Origin of the sequence: Saccharopolyspora sp. SCSIO 74807, from assembly GCF_037023755.1 — a bacterium.
GTDB lineage: Bacteria > Actinomycetota > Actinomycetes > Mycobacteriales > Pseudonocardiaceae > Saccharopolyspora_C > Saccharopolyspora_C galaxeae.
The window spans coordinates 6479986-6501194 of sequence record NZ_CP146100.1 but is presented as its reverse complement, the minus strand read 5'-3'; the positions used below and the strand labels follow the sequence as shown (position 1 = coordinate 6501194).

Annotated in this window: 21 protein-coding genes; 8 read left to right on the top strand and 13 right to left on the bottom strand. The window is 67.4% G+C overall.

The window, feature by feature from the left end:
* Window positions 1-4: 4 nt before the first annotated feature.
* On the top strand, window positions 5-253 hold the full coding sequence (locus tag V1457_RS29730; protein WP_200072007.1) for a hypothetical protein: 249 nt from the start codon (window positions 5-7) through the stop codon (window positions 251-253).
* A gap of 98 nt (window positions 254-351) precedes the next feature.
* Here V1457_RS29730 and V1457_RS29725 read toward each other — a convergent pair whose 3' ends face one another.
* From V1457_RS29725 to V1457_RS29685, 9 genes are all read right to left on the bottom strand, one after another.
* Window positions 352-1131 carry a putative hydro-lyase gene (locus V1457_RS29725; RefSeq protein ID WP_338598534.1) on the bottom strand — a complete coding sequence of 260 codons (780 nt, stop codon included), beginning with the start codon at window positions 1129-1131 and terminating at the stop codon, window positions 352-354.
* Window positions 1128-2429 (bottom strand): MFS transporter, encoded by a 1302-nt coding sequence (locus V1457_RS29720; RefSeq protein WP_338598532.1) that lies wholly within the window; start codon window positions 2427-2429, stop codon window positions 1128-1130. The genes V1457_RS29725 and V1457_RS29720 overlap by 4 nt, the downstream gene beginning before the upstream one ends.
* Before the next feature lie 84 nt (window positions 2430-2513).
* Entirely contained in the window at window positions 2514-3419 is a 906-nt protein-coding gene (locus V1457_RS29715) for a biotin-dependent carboxyltransferase family protein (RefSeq protein WP_338598530.1), read from the bottom strand.
* On the bottom strand, window positions 3413-4069 hold the full coding sequence (locus V1457_RS29710) for an allophanate hydrolase subunit 1 (RefSeq protein WP_338598528.1): 657 nt from the start codon (window positions 4067-4069) through the stop codon (window positions 3413-3415). Before V1457_RS29710 ends, V1457_RS29715 begins: the two co-directional genes overlap by 7 nt.
* A gap of 149 nt (window positions 4070-4218) precedes the next feature.
* Window positions 4219-4977 carry a 5-oxoprolinase subunit PxpA gene (locus tag V1457_RS29705; protein ID WP_338598526.1) on the bottom strand — a complete coding sequence of 253 codons (759 nt, stop codon included), beginning with the start codon at window positions 4975-4977 and terminating at the stop codon, window positions 4219-4221.
* The gene (locus V1457_RS29700; RefSeq protein WP_295150357.1) at window positions 4974-5549 is read right to left on the bottom strand and encodes a thiamine pyrophosphate-dependent enzyme; all 576 of its coding nucleotides are present in this window, start codon (window positions 5547-5549) and stop codon (window positions 4974-4976) included. Before V1457_RS29700 ends, V1457_RS29705 begins: the two co-directional genes overlap by 4 nt.
* Window positions 5546-6088, bottom strand: a complete 543-nt coding sequence (locus V1457_RS29695) for a thiamine pyrophosphate-binding protein (protein WP_295150359.1) — start codon at window positions 6086-6088, stop codon at window positions 5546-5548. Before V1457_RS29695 ends, V1457_RS29700 begins: the two co-directional genes overlap by 4 nt.
* Window positions 6089-6119: 31 nt before the next feature.
* Complete coding sequence (locus V1457_RS29690) at window positions 6120-7304, bottom strand: pyridoxal phosphate-dependent aminotransferase (RefSeq protein WP_338598522.1); 1185 nt, start codon at window positions 7302-7304, stop codon at window positions 6120-6122.
* A complete protein-coding gene (locus tag V1457_RS29685) occupies window positions 7301-8002 on the bottom strand; it encodes a GntR family transcriptional regulator (RefSeq protein WP_295150365.1) in 702 nt (233 codons plus the stop codon). The genes V1457_RS29690 and V1457_RS29685 overlap by 4 nt, the downstream gene beginning before the upstream one ends.
* Window positions 8003-8085: 83 nt before the next feature.
* On the opposite strand from V1457_RS29685, the gene V1457_RS29680 reads away from it, so the two are divergent.
* Window positions 8086-9555 carry an NAD-dependent succinate-semialdehyde dehydrogenase gene (locus V1457_RS29680; protein ID WP_338598519.1) on the top strand — a complete coding sequence of 490 codons (1470 nt, stop codon included), beginning with the start codon at window positions 8086-8088 and terminating at the stop codon, window positions 9553-9555.
* A gap of 89 nt (window positions 9556-9644) precedes the next feature.
* Here V1457_RS29680 and V1457_RS29675 read toward each other — a convergent pair whose 3' ends face one another.
* On the bottom strand, window positions 9645-10541 hold the full coding sequence (locus V1457_RS29675) for a zinc-binding dehydrogenase (protein WP_338598517.1): 897 nt from the start codon (window positions 10539-10541) through the stop codon (window positions 9645-9647).
* Between V1457_RS29675 and V1457_RS29670 the strand changes: the two genes are divergently transcribed.
* Entirely contained in the window at window positions 10501-11235 is a 735-nt protein-coding gene (locus V1457_RS29670; RefSeq protein WP_338598515.1) for an amidohydrolase family protein, read from the top strand. The genes V1457_RS29675 and V1457_RS29670 overlap by 41 nt on opposite strands.
* A 101-nt stretch (window positions 11236-11336) precedes the next feature.
* On the opposite strand, the gene V1457_RS29665 is transcribed toward V1457_RS29670, so the two are convergent.
* The 3 genes from V1457_RS29665 to V1457_RS29655 all read right to left on the bottom strand — a co-directional run bounded on the left by V1457_RS29665 (window position 11337) and on the right by V1457_RS29655 (window position 13438).
* Complete coding sequence (locus V1457_RS29665) at window positions 11337-12725, bottom strand: serine hydrolase (protein ID WP_338598513.1); 1389 nt, start codon at window positions 12723-12725, stop codon at window positions 11337-11339.
* A gap of 214 nt (window positions 12726-12939) precedes the next feature.
* Window positions 12940-13068 carry a DUF397 domain-containing protein gene (locus V1457_RS29660; RefSeq protein WP_338598511.1) on the bottom strand — a complete coding sequence of 43 codons (129 nt, stop codon included), beginning with the start codon at window positions 13066-13068 and terminating at the stop codon, window positions 12940-12942.
* Window positions 13069-13249: 181 nt separating this feature from the next.
* Window positions 13250-13438 carry a DUF397 domain-containing protein gene (locus V1457_RS29655; RefSeq protein WP_338598509.1) on the bottom strand — a complete coding sequence of 63 codons (189 nt, stop codon included), beginning with the start codon at window positions 13436-13438 and terminating at the stop codon, window positions 13250-13252.
* A 17-nt stretch (window positions 13439-13455) separates the two neighbouring features.
* On the opposite strand from V1457_RS29655, the gene V1457_RS29650 reads away from it, so the two are divergent.
* From V1457_RS29650 to V1457_RS29630, 5 genes are all read left to right on the top strand, one after another.
* Entirely contained in the window at window positions 13456-13923 is a 468-nt protein-coding gene (locus tag V1457_RS29650; RefSeq protein ID WP_338598507.1) for a helix-turn-helix transcriptional regulator, read from the top strand.
* A gap of 73 nt (window positions 13924-13996) precedes the next feature.
* Window positions 13997-15112, top strand: a complete 1116-nt coding sequence (locus tag V1457_RS29645; RefSeq protein ID WP_338598505.1) for an NUDIX domain-containing protein — start codon at window positions 13997-13999, stop codon at window positions 15110-15112.
* A 215-nt stretch (window positions 15113-15327) separates the two neighbouring features.
* On the top strand, window positions 15328-19860 hold the full coding sequence (locus V1457_RS29640; protein ID WP_338598503.1) for a DUF6531 domain-containing protein: 4533 nt from the start codon (window positions 15328-15330) through the stop codon (window positions 19858-19860).
* Entirely contained in the window at window positions 19857-20453 is a 597-nt protein-coding gene (locus tag V1457_RS29635) for a hypothetical protein (protein ID WP_338598501.1), read from the top strand. The genes V1457_RS29640 and V1457_RS29635 overlap by 4 nt, the downstream gene beginning before the upstream one ends.
* Before the next feature lie 171 nt (window positions 20454-20624).
* Complete coding sequence (locus V1457_RS29630; RefSeq protein ID WP_338605165.1) at window positions 20625-21158, top strand: SMI1/KNR4 family protein; 534 nt, start codon at window positions 20625-20627, stop codon at window positions 21156-21158.
* Window positions 21159-21209: the final 51 nt, after the last annotated feature.

Below are 21209 nucleotides of genomic sequence, written 5' to 3'. Positions count from 1 at the left end.
CCCCATGACCGCCGCTCTGCAACGCTCGCAGGTCATCTGCCGTGCCGCGTTCATCGTTACCCTGCTGGTTTTCCTCACCATGGCCGCGGTCCTGGTCGGCACCCAGCTCGCCGGTGTCGTGTTCATGCAGCCCGACTGGGTCACGTGGGCCGCCGATCACCTGCTCACACCGAGCATCACCGCCGGCGTCGCTTTTGGACTCGTGGGATTCATCAGCGGCTACGTCATGCCAACCAAGGACGGTGGCGAGTAGCAATGGAGACCGTTGAGATCAGCCACTCGCGGATGACCGTGATCGGCATCGTCCGACCCAGCACTTCGATCGAGCCTGCGTCGAAAGCGCCGTACCGGTCACGGGGGCGCATCGACGTGGTGATCGAAGACGAACATGTGCCCGGCCCGGTGCGTGATCACGTATTCGGCCCCGGCGTCCGGCAACACCAGTTGCGGGGTGACGCCGCAGGCCCAGAACACCGGCACCGAGCCGGGGTCGACCACCGGGGCTGGGCCGAAGTCCGGTTCGTCGAGGCTGGCGATGCCCAGCCCTGCTGGGTCGCCGATGTGCACCGGGGCGCCGTGGCCGGTCGGGTATCGGGAAGTGATCTCCACGACCCGGGCGACGTGGTGTCCGGGAACCGCTCGCATGCTCACCACCAGCGGACCGGCCAACCGGCCGGCCGGTTCGGTCGGGCGATCGGTGCGGTAGACCGGGGGAGCAGCCGATTCAGCGGCGCGCGGCACCGGGATGCCCGCCTGGCGCAGTGGACCTTCCCAGGTGTGACTGCATCCCAGCAGGAAGCCGACCGAGTCCGCGCGCCAGAACTCGCCGATCTCGGTGGGTTCGGCCACCAGGCGTCCGTCCCGCCAAACCCGGTAGCGCGGCAGCGAGTTCCGCAGATCCGCCCGGGTGCTGCCGATCCGGACGATCGGGTCGCCCGGGTCGGTCACCGCGAGCACCGGGCAGGGTTTCGGGTTCCGGGTGCAGAACAGCAGGAATTCGTAGGCCAGGTCGCGCGGTACCACGGCCAGGTTCGCCTGCTGGTAGCCGTCGAGCACGCCCGCGGTCGGGCCGGTCCAGCTGCCTTCGGCGATCATCCGGCGCAGTTGTGCGGGATTCGCGGGGGCGCTCATCGGGCCAGCTCCGATCGCGAGGTCTCCCGGACGGCGAGCAGGGACAGCAAGGCGATCACGCAGGCACCGATGAGCAGCCAGCCGGGCGCGAGCAGGCTGCCGCTGGCCGAGATCAACCAGGTCGCCGCGTACGGCATGATGCCGCCGCCGAGGATGGTGCCGATGTTGAAGCTCAACGACAGCCCGGTGTAGCGCACCCGCGTGGGGAACTGCTCCGCGTAGGTCGGGTAGCCCACCGACTGCACGATCGGGAACGGAATCGTCGCGATGACCATCGCGAGCAGCGCCAACCAGATGTCGTCGTTGTTCATCAGCAACATCATCGGCAGCACCAGCACCATGTATCCGATGAATCCCGTGGTGAGCACGAACTTGCGCCCCTTGCGGTCGGACAGGCCGCCCCACAGCGGCATCAGCACGCCCATCACGAGGTTGACCACCATGATGATCCAGAACACCGCGGTCTGGTCGTAGCCGAGGTTCTTGGTCAGGTAGATGTTCATGAACACCAAGCCGACCCAGTACCCGGCGTTCTGCCCGAACGACAGGCCGACGACCTTGGCCACTGCGCCGAAGTGCCGGGTCAGCACCTCGCCGAGCGGCGCCTTGACCAGTTCGCGTCGCTGCCTGGCCGTTTCGAATTCGTGGGTGTCCTCCAGCTTCTTCCGCATCACGAGCGAAACCACGATCAGCGGAATCGAGCACAGGAACGGGATTCGCCAGCCCCAGGCCGACATCTGCTCGGCGGTCAGCACCGTGGAAACCACGCCCGCGACCGTGGCGGCCAGCGCGCCGCCGAGCGCGACGCCCATCGGCGTGAACCCGCCGTAGAAGCCGCGCCTGCCGGTCGGCGCCGATTCCGCGACGTACGCGGCGGCGCCGGTGACTTCGCCACCGGCGAAGAACCCCTGCAACAGCCGGACGATCAGCAGGGCCAGCGGGGCCAGCAGACCGATCGAGCCGTGCGTGGGCAGCAGGCCGGTCAACGCCGTTGCGCTGCCCATCCCGATCACGGTGAGCAGCAGCACGGCCTTGCGGCCGATGCGGTCGCCGAGCCAGCCGAGCAGCACCCCGCCCAGCGGGCGCACCAGGAACGAGCTGCCGAACACCGCCAGGGTGGACAGCAGTCCCGCGGTGGGTTCGTTGCTCGGGAAGAACAGCGGGCTGATGGTGACCGCGAGATAGCCGTAGACGCCGAATTCGTAGTATTCGATCGTGGTTCCGGTCAGGGCCGCGATCGCCGCTTTCCGAGTGGACCGCTCGGTCGCTGGTCCGCGCACTTCGGTGGAGCTGGACATGGTGCACTCCAACGCTTTTCGGGTGTGCTGGTGCTGATCGCCGACTGCGGCGATCGGTTTTTTCGGTTTTCGTCCGCCTTTCGGTCACCGGTGCGGGGTGGGTGCCGGTGCGTCCGTTCCGGGAATTGATCGGAACCGGATCGCGGTTCCCGGTGGTGCTTGGGCGAGTAGTCCGATGTCGGGTTCGGTGAGCACGCCGATCACCGGGTATCCGCCGGTCACCGGGTGGTCGGCGAGGAACGCGATCGGCTCCCCGGAAGGTGGCACCTGGATCGCGCCGGGCACCATTCCCTCGCTGGCCAATCGGACCTCGCCGATTCGCAGCGGTTCGCCGAGAAGCCGAACGCCGATCCGGTTGGATTCGGTGGAGATCCGCCACCGGGTGGTGGTGAACCGTTCCCGATCGGCCGCGTCGAACAGTTCGTGCCGCGGGCCCCAACCGAATCTGAGGGTCGCGAGTCCGCTCGGGCAGCGGCTGTTGGCGAGTTCGATCGGCGCGGCCGGTTGTGGCCGGTCCGGACCGATCGCCAATTCGTCGCCCGGCCGCAGCGGTGCGGGGCCGTGCCCGGCGAGCACGTCGTGTCCGGCGCCGCCGAGCACCCGCCGCACCAGGAACCCGCCGCCGACGGCGAGGTAGCTGCGCAGCCCGATGCTCGGACGGCCCAGGTGCAGCACCCGCCCGGCCGGAACTCGGAACCGCCGCGGGTCGACCACCGGGCGCCCGTCCACCAGTGCCGATGCGGGTGCGCCGGCGAGCGCGACCCAGCGGGCGGCGGTGAACCGCAAGCTCAGCCCGCCGAGGGTGCATTCCAACGCCGGGGTTCCGGCCGGGTTGCCGACGAGCCTGTTGGCCAGCCGGAGGCTTTCCGGATCGGCCGCCCCGGACGGGCTGACCCCGAGGTGCGCGTAACCGGTCCGGCCGAGGTCCTGCACCGTGCTCAGCGGTCCGGGGTCCACCACCTCCAAAGTGGACGGCGTAGCGGTCAACATGGCGAAACCGCCTGGAAAACAACGTGATCGCCGACTTCCAACCGGTTCGGCGGATCGCCCTGCGGGTCCCACATCCGCTGTTCGGTCCGGCCGATCAGGTGCCAGCCGCCGGGGGTGCCGCCCGGGTAGACGACGCTCTGGTTTCCCGCGATCGCCACGCATCCGGCCTCGATCCGGGTTCGCGGGCTGCTCCGCCGGGGCAGCGCCAGTACCTCGGGCAACCCGTCGATGTAGGCGAAACCCGGCGCGAAGCCGAAGAATCCGACCACGTGCCGCACCGAGCAGTGCCGCTCGGCGACTTCGTCCGGCCGCAAACCCACCGCCTCGGCCACGTCTTCGAGATCCGGGCCGTCGTAGCGCACCGGGATCCGGATGGTGCGCGGCTGCCAGGTCGGCGTCGGGTGTTGGGCGGAATCCCGCAGCATTCCGGCCAATGCGGTGCCCAGCGCGTTGGTCATGTTCGGGTGCATGGCGGTGACCAGCACTGTTCGGGAAGCGGGAACCACTTCGGCGACCTGCCCGGCCCATGGCTGCTGTCGAACAGACGCGGCCAATGCCGCCGACCGCCCCGGGGGCAGTTCGACCAGCCAACCGCGGTCACCGGCCCGCAGCAGGCGCGGGCCGTTGGACTCGGGAGGGCACTGGCGCATGCGAACCTCACAAGTGGTCGGGCATCGGCCGGTCGTAACGGTCTTTCCGGTCTGTAACGGGAATCCGCGTCTCGCGGCGAACAGCGCTGAGCTGGACGGGCTGCGCGACCACCGCCGGAGGGACGCGCGAAATGGCGCGTCCGAAGTCCTCAGCGGATCGGAATCATCGGAATGTCGTTGGCGCGCAACGCATTTGCGACGGCCGAGGCGAGTTCGACGGCTCCCGCGGTGTCGCTGTGCACGCAGAGCGCGGTGGGGGAGAGTTCGACGTCTTCGCCGGTCACGGCCGTGACCTTGCCCGCGATGGCCATTCGCACCGCGCGTTGCGCGGCTTCGGCGGGGTCAGTGATCAGCGCGCCCGGTTGATCGCGCGGCACCAGTAGGCCCTCAGCCGTGTAGCCGCGGTCGATGAACCCCTCGGCCAGCGTGCGTAGCCCGGCTGCGCCGGCCTGCCGCCAGGTTCCGGTTCCCGGCTGGCACAGCAGTGGCAGCGAGTCGTCGAAGGACGCGACGGCTCGCACGATCGCCGCCGCGTGCGGCTCGTGCCGGGCGGCGGCGTTGTAGAGCGCGCCGTGCGCCTTGACGTAGCCGATCCGGCCACCGGCGAGCCGGGCGAACGCCTGCAACGCCCCCATCTGGTAGATCAGGTCGTTGACCAGGCTGTCCGTCGGCACGTCCAGGAAGCGGCGGCCGAATCCGGCCAGGTCGCGGTAGGAGACCTGGGCGCCGATGGCCACCCCGCGCCGCACCGCGTGCTCGCAGGTGCGGCGCAGGATGTCCGGGTCGCCGGCGTGGAAGCCGCAGGCCACGTTGGCCGCGGTGACCAGGTCCAGCAGCGCCTCGTCGTCGGCGATGCGCCAGGCGCCGAAACCTTCCCCCACGTCGGTGTTGATGGCGATTCCGGTCATGCCGCGATCCGTTCGGTCAGCCAGCGGCGGAACCGGTCGGCGTGCACCACCGGGTCGAGCAGCAGCAGCGGGGTGCCCGGCTCGTTGCCTGCTTCGATGCGCGCGTGCACGAACCACGGGCCGGGTTCGGTCAACGTCCGACCCAGCGTGGCATCGAGCTCCTCGGCGTCGGTGGCGCGCAGCGTGCGCAGGCCGACCGATTCGGCGATCGCGCCGAGGTCCAACTCCGTTGCCTGGGTGGGGATTCCGGCGGTGGACGCGTAAACCCCGTTGTCCAGCAGTACGATCACCAGGTTGGGCTGCTGCAGGTAACCGGCGGTGGCTGCCGAACCGAGGTTCATCAGCAGCGAGCCGTCCCCGTCGACGACCACGCTGCGCACCCCGGCATCCGAGGCGGCCAGCGCGACTCCGGTGCCCACGGAGACGGTGAGCCCCATCGCGTCCAGCAGGTACAGGTGGTTGTCCCGGTCGGCGACCGCGGCGAGTTCCCTGCTGGTGGCCGCGCAGGTGGCGGTCACCGGGAGGTCGGGGGTGCGCTCGGTGATCACCCGGAGGGCTTCGATGCGTTTCATGCGCGGCTCTCCTCGTCGTCGAAGTCGAAGAACTCCATCAGCACCACGACCGGCCGGTAGGTCATCCGAGCGTGCTTCCCGGCCTCGGTGACCGTGGCTCGCCAGTCCCGTGGGGGATTGCGCCGGTCCAGTTGGAAGACCGGGATGTTGGCGGACTTGAGCATGTCCGGCACCGGCGCGGAGATCGAGTGGATCATCGAGTTGTACTCACCGAGACCACCCCGGGTGTTGGCCAGGATCAGCAGCGGCAGGTGGTAGGAGCCGGCGAAGGTGGTGAGCGCGGTGAGCGCGTTGCCGAAACCGTTGTCCTGCATGACGATCGCGCCGAACTTCCCGGCCAGCGGGAGTGCCCCGATGATGCCGACGGCTTCCTCTTCCCGGGATACCGGGAAGATCCGGGTGCCGGACGCTGCGTGTTCGGTGAGGCCGTTGATGATCCCGGCGATGCTGTTGCTCGGCACGTAGGCCACGGCGTCCGGGGCCATCCCGAGCACGGCGTCGACCACGTCGGCGTGCCGCTGTTGGGTCGTCGTACTCATGAACCTGCCTTCTGTGTTGATCGCGTGAATGTCACCGGCCCAGTGCGGTGCGGATCCGGCGCAGTCCTTCGGTGAGGTCGGGCAACGGGCAGGCGTAGGAGATCCGCAGCGAATGCGTGCCGCCCGCCGGGTCGAACGCGGTTCCGGGCACCACCGCGACCCCGTGTTCTTCCAGCAGCCGCAGCGCGAGTTCCTCGGCCGGTTCCGCGGTCGCCGGGTCGTAGCTGAGGTAGAGGTAGAACGCGCCGTCCGGGGACGCCACCCGAACCCGCTCGGTGCCGCGCAGGATGTCCAGCGCCGCGTTGCGCCGCTGCTCGAAGGACCGGCGCATCGACTCGGAATCCTCCCGCGCCGAGCGCAGCGCCGCGGCCCCGCCGTCCTGGGTGAAGGTGGTGGAGCAGACCGTGGTGTACTGCCGCACCCGAAGCGCCGGTGCGATGAGTTCTGCGGGTCCGGCCAGCCAGCCGAGTCGCCAACCGTCCATCGCGAATGCCTTGGCGAACCCGCCGACGGACAGCGTCCGCGGGTGCAGCTCGTCCAGCGCTGCCGGGGACACGTGGTCGGTGTCGTAGGTGAGGTCGGCGTAGATCTCGTCGGACAGCAGCAACGCGTCGGTGCCGCGCAGTAGCTCGGCCACCGCGTCCACATCGGACTTGCTGGCCACCGTCCCGGTCGGATTGTTCGGCGTGCACAGCACGACCATCCGGGTGCGTTCGGTGATCGCAGCCGCCAGCGCCGCGTGGTCGAGCCGGTGCCCGTCGGCGGCGTTCAGCGGGACCTCGACCGGTTCGGCACCGGCCAGCCGGACGCAGGATTGGTAGTGCGCCCAGGCGGGCACCGGGATCACCACCTCGTCGCCCGGGCCGCAGAACGCCATCATGGCGAGGAAAACCGCCTCGTTGGCGCCCACCGTGGCGATGATCTCCCCGTCCGGGCAGTAGCGGACGGCGCGCTTGTCCGCCAGGTACTCGGAGATCGCGGCCCGGAGATCGGCCGTGCCCGCGTTCGGCGCGTAGTGCACCTTCCCGGCTTCGAGCGCGGCGATCGTCGCCTGCTTGGCAACCGCCGGGCTGTCGAAGTCCGGTCGGCCGATCTCGAAGTGGTAGATCTTGCGGCCCTCCGCCTCCAGCCGCGCGGCGCGATCGAAGATCGCCCTGATCGGCGAGGGTTTGATCGCGGCGAGCCGGTCGGCGGGGCGGGCGAAGGCATTGCTCATCGGCGTTGCTCCAGAACGGTTTCGGGGTGTTCGGCCCGGCGCTGCCACGCACTGCGCAGGCCCTGCTGACCACCGTCGATGTGGTCGTGGATCTGCCGCTCGAGTTCCGCGGTGTCGCCGTCGGCGAGCGCGGTGACCATCGCCTTGTGCTCGGCCTGCACCCGCTCCAACGCGTGCGTGCTGTGCACGTAGAAGCGGGAGTACGGCTCCAACTGGTGGTACAGCCGGGAAATCACCTCGTAGCGCATCGGCAGCCCGGCCAGTCGGTACATGTCCAGGTGGAAGGCGAAGTTCACCCGGGACCAGCCCTCGCTGCCAAGCCGGTCGACGTGGTCCAGCTGCTCGGTCATCTCGCGCAGCCGGGTGATGTCCGCGCGGGAGCAGCGCTGCACGACGTGCTCGGCGAAGCTGGGTTCCACCAGCTTGCGGAGGTCGTAGATCTCGTCGATCTCGGCCAGGTCGAGTTCGGTGACGAAGGTGCCGCGTCCCGGCCGGCTCTGCACCAGCCCTTCGCCGACCAGTGTCCGGACCGCCTCGCGCAGCGGGATCCGGCTCACCCCGAACCGGTCGGCGAGTTCTTCGTGCACCAGCCGGTGCCCCGGCGGGAAGACCCCGTCGACGATCGCGGTGCGCAGTTCCGCGGCGATGTCGTTCGGGTTCCGCCGGGAGCCGGAACGCAGGGTGTGGTCAGCAGCCATGGCAACTGTATACAGTGGATACAAGATCCGGGGCAAGAGTGCGGGACCGGCTTGCTGGGGTTGCCGATGCGTGAGGAGCGAGGATGGCCGAGATCGATCGCGCGGCGGCGCTGGCCGCGGCGCCGGCGGAACTGTTCATCGGTGGCCGGTGGCGGCCTGCGCGCGGCCGGGCGGCCTTCGAGGTGGTCGACCCCGCCGACGAATCGGTGCTTCGCCGGGTCGCCGACGCGGGACCGTCCGACGCGTCCGACGCGCTGGATCACGCCGTCGACGCCGCCGCCGACTGGGCGGGCACGGTACCGCAGCGGCGGGCCGACATCCTGCGCGCCGCTCATGACGGGCTGCTCCGGCGACGCGAAGAAATCGCCACGCTGATCACCCTGGAGATGGGCAAACCGCTGGCCGAGGCGCGCGGCGAAGTGGACTACGGGGCCGGGTTCTTCCGGTGGTTCTCGGAAAGCGCGAGCCGGCTGCACCTCGACGGCGACTACGGCGTCGAACCCGGCGGCCAGTACCGGATCATCACCACGAAGCGCCCGGTTGGGCCGACGCTGCTGATCACGCCGTGGAACTTCCCGCTCGCGATGGGCACTCGCAAGATCGGCGCGGCGCTGGCCGCCGGATGTCCCGTGGTGATCAAGCCCGCCGAGCAGACTCCGCTGACCATGCTGCTGCTGGCCGAGGTGTTGCGCGAAGCGGGCCTGCCGGACGGCGTGCTGGGCGTGCTCACCACGACCGACGCCGCCGGGTTGGTGCAGCCGATGATCGCCGACCCGAGGCTGCGCAAGATCTCCTTCACCGGATCGACCCGGGTCGGCAAACTGCTGCTCGGGCAGGCGGCCGAAGGCGTGCTGCGCAGTTCGATGGAACTCGGCGGGAACGCGCCGCTGCTGGTGTTCGACGACGCCGACATCGACGCGGCGGTGGACGGTGCGACCGTGGCGAAACTCCGCAACGGCGGGGAGTCCTGCGTCGCGGCGAACCGGATATACGTGCAGTCCGGGGTGCTGGAGGAGTTCACCGGCAAGCTCACCGAGCGGCTCGCGGCGGTGCGCACCGGATCCGGCTTGGACCCGGACACCGGGCTCGGCCCGATGATCGATGCGCGGCAGCGGGACAAGGTCGCCGAACTGGTCGACGACGCCGTCGAGCGCGGCGCCGAACTGCTGCTCGGAGGCAAGGTTCCGGGTGGACCGGGCTACTTCTACCCACCGACAGTGCTGCGCGCGATCCCGGCGGACGCGGAGCTGCGCACCGAGGAGATCTTCGGGCCGGTAGCGGCGATCTACCCGTTCGACACCGAGGAGCAGGCGATCGGCGCGGCCAACGACACCCGGTTCGGCCTGGCCTCGTACGTGTTCACCAAGGACCTCAGCCGGGCGATGCGAGTTGCCGAGGCGTTAGACAGCGGCATGACCGGCGTCAACCGCGGCGTGGTCAGCAACCCGGCCGCAGCGTTCGGCGGCATCAAGGAATCCGGCCTCGGCAGGGAAGGCAGCAGCGAAGGCATCGAGGAATATCTCGAGACCAAGTACATCGGCCTGCAACTCTGACGCGAACGCCGTGGCAGAGACAGGGTTCCGCAGCGCGCGCACCGGTCCGGTGCCGGTGTGCCCGCGCTGTACACCGCAAGCCTGTCTCTTCAGGCGGGGCCGGGCGAGGACTCGTGGTAGTGGACGAGTGCCCAGCGGTTGTGGCGTCGTCGCGCGATGGCCGTGATCCGGATGTCCACTTCGAAACGCTCGTCGCTCGCTGCTTCTCGTCCCGCGAAGCGGAACCGGAAGAAGGCGCGTCCGCGATCTCCTGCGGCCTCGACCGACAGATCGGTGACTTCCGCACTGTCCACGCTCCCGACGGGGCCGAGCGCCTCCCGGTAGTACCGCTCGATCTCGCCGTAGGTACGCAGCGGGCGGGTTCGCTCCCCGGCGACGTAGACGAGGTCGTCCTCATCGCCTGCCCACAACGCGGTGAGGAGTTCGGCGTCCGCAGCGGCGAACCCCCGGCCGAACCGCTCCACCAGGCCGATCAGCTCGCCGTGGTCGTCCATGGCGTCGACCTCGGCCACCGTGATCAGCGTCCGACCCACCAGGCCACCGCCCTCGAAAGCCGTATGGGCCCCGGCCACACCCTCGAGCGGGAAGATCGGACCGACGACGGGTCGGATCCGGCCAGCGGCGGCCTCGCCGAGGACTCGTTCGGTCAGCCTGGGAGTCGCTCCGCTACTTCCGAGGTGGACGACCTCGGTGCCGAACGGGGTCACGCCACGTCGACGGGCCTCGTCGGGTTCCGGGCCGGGCTCACCGCTGTAGCTGAGGTAGCGACCACCGCTTGCGACGAGCTCGAACGCGGCGCGGCCGAGAGCGTCGCCGACCCCGTCGAGAACCACGTTCACGGGTTCACCGAGCTGGACCGTCCAGTCGCTGCTCGCGGCGTCGACGACCCGTGCGGCCCCGGCAACGGTCGCCGCCGCGAGCTGCTCGGTGCCCCGTGCTGCGGCGATGACGGTGCCACCGGCTAGGCGGGCGAGCTGCACCAGCATCAGGCCCAGGCCGCTACCAGACGGCACGACCAGCGGGGCGGACCGCGGTGGCCGCGGTGAGCCCGAGGCCGTCGGGCACCGTGACGAGGTCTTCGGCGGGGACGGCGACTTGTTCGGCACAAGCGCCTTGTGCGCCCGCGGACAACAGTTCGCGCCAGGCGCGCTCCTCATCGAGAACGACACCATCGCCGCCGCCGTCGAGGCCGACTTCGACACCATCGAACACTGCACGTTCCTCGGTCGGAACAGTGTCCCGGACCTCCGCGACATCGTCGCCAAACGCATGGTCGCCTCCGGCATCGCCGCCTCGCCCGCATTGCCCACCGGATGGCGCCAGATGTGGGAAAAGCTCGGGCCACAACGCGCCGAATCCATCGCCCACCGACTCCGATGGCTCACCAGCAACGGCGTGCCCCTGATCTTCGGAAGCGACGCCGGAGTCCCCATCTCCCAACACGGCGACCCGGTCAGCACCCTCGAACTCTACGAACACATCGGCTTCTCCAACGCCGACATCCTCGAACTCGCCACCACCACCAGCGCCCACCACATCGGTCTCCAAGGCATCACCGGAGCGCTCCGGCCCGGACACGCCGCAGACATCCTTGCCGTTCACGGAAACCCTGTTCACGACCTACAAGCCCTACGAAACCCTGTTCATGTCCTCCAGGCAGGCAAAGAGGTTCTGCTCTGAACATGGATTCCGCCGTCGCACCGACGGGGAGTGTCGGTCGAACGGTGTTTCCGGCCTGCGCCGTTTCCTTAACAGCCCCGAAAATCGAATGGGACTACACTCTACTGCCCTGCGGAGAGGGTGCTGAGGAGGTTGCGGCTGATCGCTTGGCCGTTTTGAGCGAGCCCTTGGAGGGGGATGGTGTCGTTGCAGACCAGGAGGTTGCACTCGGGGTTGGGCGCGAGGTCATGCAGCAGCACGCGCGGGTCGGCGTAGTTGAGAGGGTTGACGTCGAGATCAAGAGGTGGCGGAGTGTAGGGCCCGGGGTCGGGGATGTGGTGATCCTTGACGCCGCGCATGAGGATGCGGAAGAAGTTGTAGTACAGGTCCGCGGGTTGTGCACTGGCGATGCCTTGCAGGTTGGGGGCGGTGTCGCCGAGCATTCCGGTCCAAGTCACCGTCATGTTCAGACTCGGGATGACGAAGTTGTTCTGGTGGAAGGCGCCCACCATGGCGTAAGCGTCGCGTGGTGCGCTGGGGATCGCCCTGCGGTCGACGGTTTGCGCGTTGGGAATGTTGGCGCCGGTGCAGGGCTTGCCGGCGTTGGTCCAAAACAGCTGCCCATAGCACCCGTTGGTGGTGGTGGGTTGCGCGACCTGGTGCATGTAACCAGGCGAGATCACCTGGTGGTCGTTCCAGGCGCCGTTGTTCTGCATGAGCAGACCGAGCTTGGCGAACTGGTCCGGCGGGATGAACAGGTGGGCGTAGCCGTAGGAGTTGCCGGAGCGGTCCCGCAGCCAGAAATAGCTGGAGTGCGGGATACCGATGGGGTCGAACAGCGCGTGTTGCGCGAAGGCTTGTAGATCAGTGTCGACCGCGCGCTGCACCACGTAGGCCAGCAGGTCAGGGGTGCGTTGGCTGTATTCGAAATGCGTTCCCGGCCGGTGGGTCAGCGGTTGCGCGAGCGCCTCCTGGGCCACGTTCGGGTCGGTGCCGGTCGTGGCGGCTTCGGACAAGATCGCTTCCTGCAGTCCTGATGTCTCAGTGAGCAGTTGCCGGATGGTGATCGCACGGTGCGCGGCATCGCCCCACTCCGGCCCCCTGGGCAGGTACTTACCGATCGGATCGTCAAGTTCAAGCTGGTGCCGGTCTGCGGCGATCCCGGTCAGCATCGAGACCACGCTCTTGGTGGAACTCCAGACATTCCATGGAGCCTGCTCGGTCACCGGGTCCAGCGGGCCCGCGCCGACGCGGCAGTTGTTCCGGAAAATCTGCACCGACGTGCGCAAGTGTGTGCTTGCATAGTCGATCGCTTGCCGCACCGCCGCTGGGTCCAGGTGCTCGTGTTCCGGTGCGGCCGAAGCAGCCCCGTCTGCGCCCGGCAACGCACACTGCTTCGCCGCCGATCCGTCCGCCCTGGTGGCCGCACCGCCCACCGCCGCGTTCGCGGCGGCCGGTGAGCTCCCGATCATCGGTATGGCCGCGACTACCGCGGCAGTGACAGCTACCAATGCTCGTGCTCGTTCCCGAGGCATCGGCATTCTCCATTTTCCACGCAACCAGCACGGTGACCTGCACCATCCATTACCAGACGGTAAAGATGTAGCATGGCTTTACCGCACAGTAAAGTGACAATGTGACCAGTGGTAGCTCCTCAGACGAGGTTGTCAGCCCACGAGTCGGCACCCGTGCGCGCCGTAGCCCGGCCGCTCGGCCCGCAGACGATCAGCCGAGCTTGCTGTCCCGGACGCCGGTGGCCGCTGGGATGGTCGCGACCTCGACGCAGGCCCCGCCGTCGCCGCCGCTTCGGCTGGACTTGCGCCAGGTCGCCTGGGTGAAGTCCGAGGTGTTCATGTTTGCTCCCTACCGTGCTCGCAAGTTCCCGGCGAGCGCCGTCGCGTAGCTGACTTCCACACAGCTCCCGTTCGGCTCGCTAGCCGTGGTCTTCGCTCACCGGAAAACTCAGTTGGGATCGTGCACCTCTTTGAGAGGACCCGTACTGCTCGGATGTCCAGATAAGAGACCTTTTGATCCGTCAGGAGTGGTTTCGCTTTACGGCGCTAATAAAAGCCCTGTACTGCTTTTTGTTTACAACTAAAATAGGGCTTTCCTCTCCAGTCTTGCTGTCTCGGAAGGCGCGCTGATCAAAGGATTTCCCTACTTCGAGACAGTTGCCACCGCTAGTTCCGCTGCGGCTCGATTTCTTCCAGTTGTCGAAGATCACTGTGTTTCCTTTCGTGCGTGATCGTCGGCGTGTTGCTCGATGATGGAGGCGGAGTCGGACACGTTCAAGGCTTTGTGTCCGATGTGCCCGACGGTACCTCCGAGAGGACACCGCCCGCGCTGAACCTCGACGCCGAACTGACCCTCGCCGAGCTGCCCGTCGTGCACTGGCTGGCCCACGGGCTGACCAACAAACAGATCGCCGAGCGCGCCTTCCTGACCGAAGCCACGGTCAAAACACACCTGCATCACATCGGCGTGCTCGCCGGCGCGAGATCGCGCGCCCACCTGATCGTCTGGGCCTACGAAAAGGGCTACTTCGTGCCCGGCGCCACAGGCAGCTGCAGCGACACCGCCGAGCTGTTCCCGCACCAGCCGGACTCGCCAACCCCGCACGAGTCCGTGTCCTTGGCGGAATGGTGCGAGCGACTCCGGACAGCGCGGGCTGACCTCGATGCCCTCCTGACCCGGCTCGGCCAGCGATGAACCCTGATCCCGGTATTCGCACCGACAGCTGCCCGCCGCGTGCAGCACGCTGGCCTGATCGGAAGGCACGGCCATGACCGCTGGTATCGGCCTGGTGTCCCTGGACGTCGACGGGCTGCTCGGGCGCACGGCCGGTCCGAGCCTCGGTGCCGCGTTGACCGCGGCTTGCCCGAAAGACCCGGCCACGGTCGCGGCCGTCGTCCGCCGCCGACTGCACCCGGCTGCGGACCTCACCGAGGAACTGCTCCAGGAGGTCGCCGACGACCTCGACGTGCCGATCAGGCAGGTTCGCGACCTCGTGTGCGCCCCGCGTCCGCTCCGGATCGACCCGACCGCGCGGGCCTTGCTGGCCGGACTCCGTGACGCCTGCCCGAACGTGCGGATGGTGGTGTGCTCGAACCTTTCCGCCGCCGACCGCGCGCACATCACCGCGGTGCTCGCCGAACTCGGGCACCTGCTCGACGGCGCCTATTTCTCCTGCGACACCGGCCTGGTGCAAGGAAACGGCCCGGCCGCCTTCGAGCACATCGCCGCGGGCCACGGCATTGACGTCGCCGAGATCGTCCACGTCGGCGACACGCTCCACGACGACATCCACGCGCCCCTGCTCGCCGGAGCACGCGCCCTATGGGCCCACCGCGACCACGCTCGCTTGCCCCGGATCGCCGCAGCCGATCGGTTCCGCACCGCGGCCGATCTCGCCGGCGCCGTGACGGTGCTGCGCGACTGGATTCCCGCGAGCCAACCGCGCCCTACACTCGCCGTCCGCGCCGCCGCGCTCATCCGCGGCCACAACCAGCGCATCCTGCTCGTCCGTGGACCCGACGACGAAGCGTTCTCGCTACCGGGCGGGCGCTGCGAGAGCTTCGGCCCCGACTCGCCACCCGCGGCGATGGTCCGCGAAATCCACGAAGAACTCGCGATCACCGTCCGGCCCGGCAACCTCGCCTGGGCCGGCTGGTCCGAAGCCGAAGCAACAAGCGGCCACAACAAGATCCATTTCATCTTCAACGCCGACATCGTCGGCGCCACCGTCCCGATCCCGGACCCCACCGAGATCGCCGAGATCCACTGGGCCACCCACCACGAGGCGCTGTGCCTGCTGCACTCCGCCGAAGCCGACCGGCTCCACCGCATCACCTGCGACCGCACCCACGGCTGGCAACACCACACCACCCGACCGCTATGACGGTGGCCATCGCATGGTGGCTTTTCTCCGGCGGTGACCGAGTTTTCTGTTCGCCTTCGGCATGTTTGGCCGGTGCAGTACAGTCGTCTCGACCTGTCGTGATCACGGGTTACTGGCGCGCGTGAGTCTGTGCCACCGCGCTGCCGCTGGTGCAGAGATGTCGGTGCGCATCACCGCGGGTGCGGGCTCGCGTGGTGCGGTGGGGGTGGGTCCCGATGGCGGATTTTCCGGAGCATTTGTTCTCGCTGGGCGGGTCGCCGGAGGCGATCGCGGGTTCGGCCCGCCGGTATGACCGTTTCGGCGAGTCCGCGGCGCATGCGGCCGAGCGGATCACCAGCATGGATACCGGCCAGTTCCAGGGTCCGGAGGGTGAGCAGTTCCGGGAGAAGGTGGATTCGGAGTTGCCGCCGGACCTGCGGGCGACTGGCACGGCCTTCAGCCAGGTCGGCACGGCGTTGAACACCTTCTCGTCGCGGTTGTCGGAGCTGCAGGGCAAGATGCGACCGCTGGCGCATCAGGCGCCTGGGTTGTGGGAGCAGCTCAAGGCCAGCGAGGGTCGTGTGGAGCGCGCGCAATCCGCCGACCGCGCCCACACCCAGGCCGAACAAGATCGCGTCGCGCACGCTCCGGCCGGGCAGGCTCCGCCGCGGGGCCCTGCGTATGAGTCGGATACCGGGGACGCCTCGGCGGCGTTGTCGTCGGCGCGGGCGGCGTGGCAGGACTGCGTGGACAAGGCCAACGGTCTGCGCACCGAGATGACCGCCGCGGCCCGTGAGTGCACGAATCGCATCAACGAGGCCAAGGGGATGCGGTTCAAAGAGCCCCCGGCCAGCTACGACCTGATCGGGCAGGGCCAGGACTTCATCCGTGAGAACAAGGATGTGCTCAAGGAGATCTCCTCGGCACTGAAAGTCGTCTCCGGCGCCCTGGCCGTGGTCGGTCTGGTGTTGCAGGCGATTCCGGTGGTCGGCAACGCCGTCGGTGGCGCGTTCCTGATCGCCGCCGGGATCACCGGTGGCGCCGCCCTGGCGATCGACGCCGGTATCTACGCCGCCACCGGAGAAGGCAGTCTGACCTCGATCTTGGTCGATACGGCGTTGACCATTGTCCCGGTGGGGCGTGTCCTCAAAGTCGGCGGCACGTTATTGCGTGCCGCGGGGCGCACCGGTTTGGCGAAGGCGGCGAAAGCCGGGATCGGTCGAGTCGGCCGCCAGTTGGGAGACGCAGCCGCGCACGTCACGCAACGCTTTCAAATGCAGCTTCGGTCGGATCCGATCGACGTCGCAAGCGGCCGGATGGTCGCCGACGAGACGGATGTCGAACTGGGCGGTGCCCTCCCACTCACATTTCAGCGGACCCACCTGTCCTCCTACCGAAGCGGACTGTTCTTCGGGCCGAGCTGGGCGTCCACACTGGACCAACGCTTGGAAATCGACGAGGACGGCGTGTACTTCGCGTCCGAAGACGGCCTGACGCTGGCCTACCCACGTGCTGAACCGGGCGAGACGGTCCACCCGACCAATGGGCCCCAATGGCCGCTCGCCCGCAGCCATGACGGGAATTTCACGATCACTGACGTGGAGCAAGGACGTACCCTGCACTTCACGCGATTCGACGGGTACTGGCCGCTTACGGCGATCACTGACCGCAACGGGGACCGGATTCAGTTCACGTACGACGACACCGGACTTCCTCTGGAAGTTCATCACAGCGGTGGTTATCGCGTACGGGTGGAGACCACAAACCGTCTCGTCACCGCCCTCTACCTTTGCGGTGCCGACGATGGCCGGGACCTGGCGCTCATGCGCTACCGCTACCAGCAAGAACGGCTGACCGAGGTCATCAACCCGTCCGGACAGCCGATGCGCGTCGAATACGACGGACCGGGTCGCATCACCGCATGGACCGACCGCAACGACTGCTGGTATCGCTACCTCTACGACGACGAAGGACGATGTGTTCGAACCGAGGGCGCGGGCGGTTTCCTGAACAGCACGTTTACCTATGACCGTGAAAACGCGGTCACGTACGTGTCCGATTCACTCGGCAATGAGACCGCGTTCCACCTCGGCGAATCCGGTCAGATCCTCCGCGAGATCGATCCCCGCGGCGGGCAAACCCTGTCCGAATGGGACGAGCGTCACCGGCTGCTCGCCCGCACGGACGCTCTGGGACGCACTACGGAGTACGAGTACGACGAAGACGGCAACCTCGCCGTCGTCACCCGCCCGGACGGCCAGCAGGCACGATTCGCGTACAACGATTTGCGGCTACCGATCACGATCGTCGCTCCGGACGGCACGATCTCCCACCGCGAATACGACGATAATGGCAACCTCACCCGCATCGTTGACCCCACCGGAGCCGCGACCTCCTACGGCTATGACGCAGCAGGCCACCTGGCTCGCGTGACCGACGCGCTGGGCAACACCCGCACCGTGGAGAGCAACGCCGCAGGCTTACCCACCACCGTCACCGATGCGCTCGGGGCCCACACATCCTATGAGCGGGATGCGTTCGGCCGCGTCGTCGCGATCACCGATGCGCTCGGAGGCGTGACCCGATTTGGTTGGACCATCGACGGCAAACCCGCGTGGCACACGCTGCCGGACGGCGCGACGGAGCGCTGGTTCTACGACGCGGAAGGCAACGTCCGTACGCATGTCGGTGTCCTGGGCGAGACCACCCACACCAAGGCCACCTACTTCGACTTGCCCTCGGCAGAGGTGCGCCCGGACGGGACGCGACTTGAGTTCGGTTACGACACCGAACTTCGCCTGACCAGCGTCACGAACCAACAGGGACTGGTGTGGCGCTATGCCTACGACCACGCGGGCCATCTCACCAGCGAAACGGACTTCAACGGGCGCACCATCACCTACCGCCATGACGCCGCTGGTCAGCTTGTCGAACGCACCAATGGCGCCGGGGAGAGCACGGTGTTCGTCCGCAACACGCTGGGCGAAGTCGCCGAACGCCGCAGCGGGGACTCGGTCGCGGCGTTCCACTACGACGAGGCCGGTCGGCTCCGTGCGGCCACGAACGCCGACGCCCACGTCACCTTCGAACGCGATCCGCTCGGACGGGTCGTCACCGAAACGATCAACGGCCGCACCGTCAACTCCACCTACGACCCCCTCGGACGACGGACCAGGCGGGTCACCCCGTCCGGGGTGGAAAGCCGATGGGAATACGACGCAAACGGCGATCCGATGACGCTGCACACAGCTGGGCACATGATGCGCTTCACCTTCGACGCGGCGGGGCGGGAGACCGAGCGCGTTCTGGGGGCTGGCGCGGTGCTCACGCAAAACTGGGACGCCAAACACCAACTCGTCTCGCAGACCCTGACTGGTGCGAAAGGGCGCCAGACTCAACATCGCGCCTTCACCTACCGCACCGACGGAGTCCCGGCGGTGATCGACGATCAACTCAATGGACGCCGGGACTTCGCTCTGGACACCGCAGGACGTGTGACCGGCGTTCAAGGATCGGGCTGGACCGAACGCTACGCCTACGACGCAGCCGGCAACATCACGAGCGCCTCCTGGCCGGCGTCGGAGGACTCGATCGAGGCCGACGCACTAGGTGAACGCGAATACAGCGGCACCCTGATCCGTCGCGCGGGGAAGGTCCGCTATGAACACGATGGTCAGGGTCGTCTTGTGCTTCGCCAGCGGAAACGGCTATCGCAGAAACCGGCTACGTGGCACTACTCCTGGGACGCCGATGATCGCTTGGTCGGAGTCAGCACGCCGGAGGGAGCGCGGTGGTGGTACCGGTACGACCCGCTCGGACGCCGTGTCGCCAAACAGCGCCTCGACCAGGACGGGTCCGTAGCTGAGAAGATCGATTTCCACTGGGACGGATTCGCACTCGTCGAACAAATCCACACCGGCGGAACGCCCGATGTCCTACAGCCCAGCGGGAAGCGGATCACCGCATGGGACTACGAACCAGGCTCCTTCCGGCCGCTGACCCAGCTCGAACGCTCGTCGCCCGGTGGTCCGTCCCAAGGATGGTTCGACGAGCAGTTCCACTCGATCATCAGCGACGTCGCCGGGTTCCCGATGGAACTGATCGACGAACACGGCGAGATCGACCGCCATCGACGCACCACCGTCTGGGGCAGCGTTGACGCGGGCACAGGTGACGGCGCTACCACACCGCTGCGCTTTCCAGGACAATACTTCGACCCGGAATCGCAACTCAGTTACAATTTCCAACGCCACTACGACCCTGCGACCGGCAGGTATGGCAGCAGCGACCCATTGGGTCTGCTGGCCGGGTTAAACCCCCATATGTACGTCGCCAACCCCTTGGTTCTGACCGACCCTCTGGGGCTGTATTCATGCTCCCAATTACTCGGCCAGAACATGGCGCGCGAGGGACGCCCGGTCGGGCCGGGACAAGCCGCAGCGCACATCGTTCCGTCAGGCTTCAACCGCGGCGGCGGACCTCAAATGCGTGCGCTGCTGCAACGGTACGGTGTCGATATCAATGACGCGGCCAACGGTATCCCGCTGGGCCACCACCGACCGCACAACTACACTCATAGCAACGCCTTCTTAGGACGTCTGCAAGTGCACCTGGAGGGACTGGTGGAACAGCGAACGGCCGACGGCTACGGTGCGCGCGCCATTCGCACCGCGCTTCGAGGTGAGCTGCGCAGCATCGGTCGGCAGGTCGAAGCGGAGCTGGCCGGCGGTTCGCCCGGCCCCGGCGCGTACTGGACACCGAACCCATGAGCGAGAAGCCGCACGACTCGGTCTCCGTCTACCGGTTGCTGCCCAGCCTGAACGACCTACGCACCCTGGGCCTCGACATGGGCTCAGGGGTCAAGCTGGCCAAATGGGCCCGCAGCGGGTCCGAGACGGATCGACCTACCTCGGTCAGCGCGCACTGGGTCGGTGAACCCGAAATGCGCGCAGCCGACTTCCCTTCGATCAAGCCCTATGGTCCGATGCTGAGCCGCCGGATCACCGACCTCGTGGCGGATGAGCTTGCTACCGCAGGGAGCTTCGTCCCAGTCCAAATCGACGGTGATGAGTCGGACTACCTCCTCTACCTCGTGGAGGCAGTGGTCGACTGCTTGGACACTCGCCGCTCATCGAAACCACGGAAGTCGGGAGATCCGCTCACGAAAGCGTCCTTCCGGACAGAGGCAGTCCCCACGCATCTGCCAGCATTCCGGGTCCCGGATAGCCCGAGGGCGGTGTACTGGAACTGCTGGGCGGTCGAACAGCTGACGAAGCACTTGGGAGAGGACCTCGAAGCACGCCTAATCTGGTCAAACGACTCCACGAGAACCCCACACCCCAACCCGTGGGGTATTGTCTGACAGCTACCCATTCAATGTTCAACTAAGACTTGTGGGTGGTGGCAGTACATGGAACCGCCGGCTTCGGGTATCTGCTTAGACGTCGTCCTCTGGCACCATTTGTGTGTCTGGATGATAGTGGACTTGACGAGGTGTGGGTCGTCAGCATCATAAGCAGGGGGCGTGGACATCATGACAGCGCTTGATCAGATCAAGAGTATCGTTCCTCCGCCGGCGGAGCCGAGCGTTGCGGTATCCGACTGGGATCAGGTCGAAGGTGAGTTGGGCCTCCGGCTTCCCAGCGACTACAAGGGGCTTGTCGCGGATTACGGAGCGGGTTCATTCGATGAGTTCTTGTTGGTCCTTCAACCGTACGAAGAGAACTCCAACATCGACCTCCTGACGCAGCGATCGGTTCGGTTGGATGCGCTCCGCTCGCTGAGCGAGCAAGGAGAAAGCGTACCGTTCGACCTCGAACCTGGAAACGAGGAGCTCCTTCCCTGGGGGATCACCGACAACGGTGACGTTTGCTACTGGATGACCGAGCCCGACAAGGACCCGGACGAGTGGACGGTCGCTGTGAATGAGGAACGCGGACCGCACTGGGAGCAGTTCGACGGGTCGGTAACCGAGTTCCTGGTAGCGGTATTTTCGCGAACGCTGGCCGTGCCGATATTTCCATCGGACTTTCCCTCAGAAGAGTCAGAGTTCGAGGCGTTGACCTGAACTTGTACCGTCTGTGCCGGTGAGCGAGCGTTAGGCGAGGTCTCCGTCCCA

Excerpts from the sequence above, each read along its gene's own strand:
- V1457_RS29730 (WP_200072007.1), top strand. The coding sequence starts at position 5 with ATGACCGCCGCTCTGCAACGCTCGCAGGTCATCTGCCGTGCCGCGTTC.
- V1457_RS29725 (WP_338598534.1), bottom strand. The coding sequence starts at position 1,131 with ATGAGCGCCCCCGCGAATCCCGCACAACTGCGCCGGATGATCGCCGAA.
- V1457_RS29720 (WP_338598532.1), bottom strand. The coding sequence starts at position 2,429 with ATGTCCAGCTCCACCGAAGTGCGCGGACCAGCGACCGAGCGGTCCACT.
- V1457_RS29715 (WP_338598530.1), bottom strand. The coding sequence starts at position 3,419 with ATGTTGACCGCTACGCCGTCCACTTTGGAGGTGGTGGACCCCGGACCG.
- V1457_RS29710 (WP_338598528.1), bottom strand. The coding sequence starts at position 4,069 with ATGCGCCAGTGCCCTCCCGAGTCCAACGGCCCGCGCCTGCTGCGGGCC.
- V1457_RS29705 (WP_338598526.1), bottom strand. The coding sequence starts at position 4,977 with ATGACCGGAATCGCCATCAACACCGACGTGGGGGAAGGTTTCGGCGCC.
- V1457_RS29700 (WP_295150357.1), bottom strand. The coding sequence starts at position 5,549 with ATGAAACGCATCGAAGCCCTCCGGGTGATCACCGAGCGCACCCCCGAC.
- V1457_RS29695 (WP_295150359.1), bottom strand. The coding sequence starts at position 6,088 with ATGAGTACGACGACCCAACAGCGGCACGCCGACGTGGTCGACGCCGTG.
- V1457_RS29690 (WP_338598522.1), bottom strand. The coding sequence starts at position 7,304 with ATGAGCAATGCCTTCGCCCGCCCCGCCGACCGGCTCGCCGCGATCAAA.
- V1457_RS29685 (WP_295150365.1), bottom strand. The coding sequence starts at position 8,002 with ATGGCTGCTGACCACACCCTGCGTTCCGGCTCCCGGCGGAACCCGAAC.
- V1457_RS29680 (WP_338598519.1), top strand. The coding sequence starts at position 8,086 with ATGGCCGAGATCGATCGCGCGGCGGCGCTGGCCGCGGCGCCGGCGGAA.
- V1457_RS29670 (WP_338598515.1), top strand. The coding sequence starts at position 10,501 with ATGACGGTGCCACCGGCTAGGCGGGCGAGCTGCACCAGCATCAGGCCC.
- V1457_RS29675 (WP_338598517.1), bottom strand. The coding sequence starts at position 10,541 with ATGCTGGTGCAGCTCGCCCGCCTAGCCGGTGGCACCGTCATCGCCGCA.
- V1457_RS29660 (WP_338598511.1), bottom strand. The coding sequence starts at position 13,068 with ATGAACACCTCGGACTTCACCCAGGCGACCTGGCGCAAGTCCAGCCGA.
- V1457_RS29645 (WP_338598505.1), top strand. The coding sequence starts at position 13,997 with ATGACCGCTGGTATCGGCCTGGTGTCCCTGGACGTCGACGGGCTGCTC.
- V1457_RS29640 (WP_338598503.1), top strand. The coding sequence starts at position 15,328 with ATGGCGGATTTTCCGGAGCATTTGTTCTCGCTGGGCGGGTCGCCGGAG.
- V1457_RS29635 (WP_338598501.1), top strand. The coding sequence starts at position 19,857 with ATGAGCGAGAAGCCGCACGACTCGGTCTCCGTCTACCGGTTGCTGCCC.
- V1457_RS29630 (WP_338605165.1), top strand. The coding sequence starts at position 20,625 with ATGACAGCGCTTGATCAGATCAAGAGTATCGTTCCTCCGCCGGCGGAG.